The 1,215-nt window shown below is 54.1% G+C and carries 1 protein-coding gene; it reads left to right on the top strand.

Annotated elements, in window-relative coordinates; translation table 11 throughout:
* The first annotated feature begins 150 nt into the window (after positions 1–150).
* A complete protein-coding gene (locus tag BLR51_RS27625; protein WP_131821925.1) occupies positions 151–804 on the top strand; it encodes a hypothetical protein in 654 nt (217 codons plus the stop codon).
* Positions 805–1,215: the final 411 nt, after the last annotated feature.

Here is a 1,215-nt window from a genome sequence, read left to right as displayed (position 1 = left end):
GTCCGGGGGGCATGCCCCCCGGACCATCGGCAACAGCGCCAAACTGGGGAAATTTCATCCAGCGCTTTTGGGGAGATTACGTCCAGCACTCACACTGAAAGTGGCTGCGTAAGTTCTACGGCAGAACCCGTTAAAACAGGAAGATACCATATGAAAATGGAGGATATTTCAATGATCAAAGTTAAAGGAAACCTCACCACAGCTCTTGCTCTTTCGGCTGGCCTTTTAGCTTTGTCGTTGTTGCCCTCAAAGGCAAATGCCGACATTTCTCTTAACGAGGTATTGGATGCGTGTGAAGCTAGTGTGGTTCAAAGCACAGATGCTCCATTGCTGAGGTTCGGCGAAGTCATCGACGAAAATGAACGCCAGCAACGAATCCGCTTGAACACAAGCGTCGGAACACTGGTAGCCACGATTTTCCCGCCGCTGTTTAACAATGTGCTCGGCTGCATCTTGTGGGGAGGACATCCCGACCTCAAAGCTGAGTTCGCAAACGAGTGGCAAGATTGGGTCGAGTGGGAAGAAGCCGAAGGGGCTGCCAAACGTTGGCAAGAGGATCGCCTGAAAGTACCTGGAAGCGTTGATTTGACGGACAACCAGCAACCCGGCTTTGTGGTGGCTCGGTGCGACGTCCTAGAAAACGGGATAGTGCTCGCAAACCAACCCGCCGTTACGGGAGTGATACGTCAGACTACCCCTAATCTGGACCCACCACCAAGCCCGAACATCTTTTTCCAGTTCAGTGTGATGAGAGCTTTGCCCGGTAGATGCCAAGCAGCCGTCGATGCTCGCTTGGATCAGTAAAGCGGCTTCCAAATCAAAGCGCATTTCAACGCTGCGAAGCGTTCTTGATCCTATCTCGCAAAGCCAGCCATCGTTCCGATGTCTGCGGTCTTCCCCCTTTCAGGCGTTACTACCGTAAGCGGGCAGCTGAGGCCGTTCAGGCTTTGTAACTCCATGGGCCACCATCGCTACACTTCTTCAGACCTGCCGGATGAACCAAGTCTACCCGAACGCCTGGCTCCCCCAAACCCTGCAGCGCATCACAAATCACTGACCTGCAGCGCAGATCGACGACCTCATGCCTTGGAACTAGACGCGCTGAACGGTATCAACTTGTCGCTCTGATGTCTTTTTTCAAGGGTCGCGCCACGCGATTTGGAACGCCAGGGCGTTCGTCGCGGTCTGGACGCCCAAAGGTGGGCACGAGGTCTG

The organism is Salipiger marinus (assembly GCF_900100085.1).
Taxonomy (GTDB): Bacteria; Pseudomonadota; Alphaproteobacteria; order Rhodobacterales; family Rhodobacteraceae; genus Salipiger; species Salipiger marinus.
This window is presented reverse-complemented; position numbering and strand designations above follow the sequence as displayed.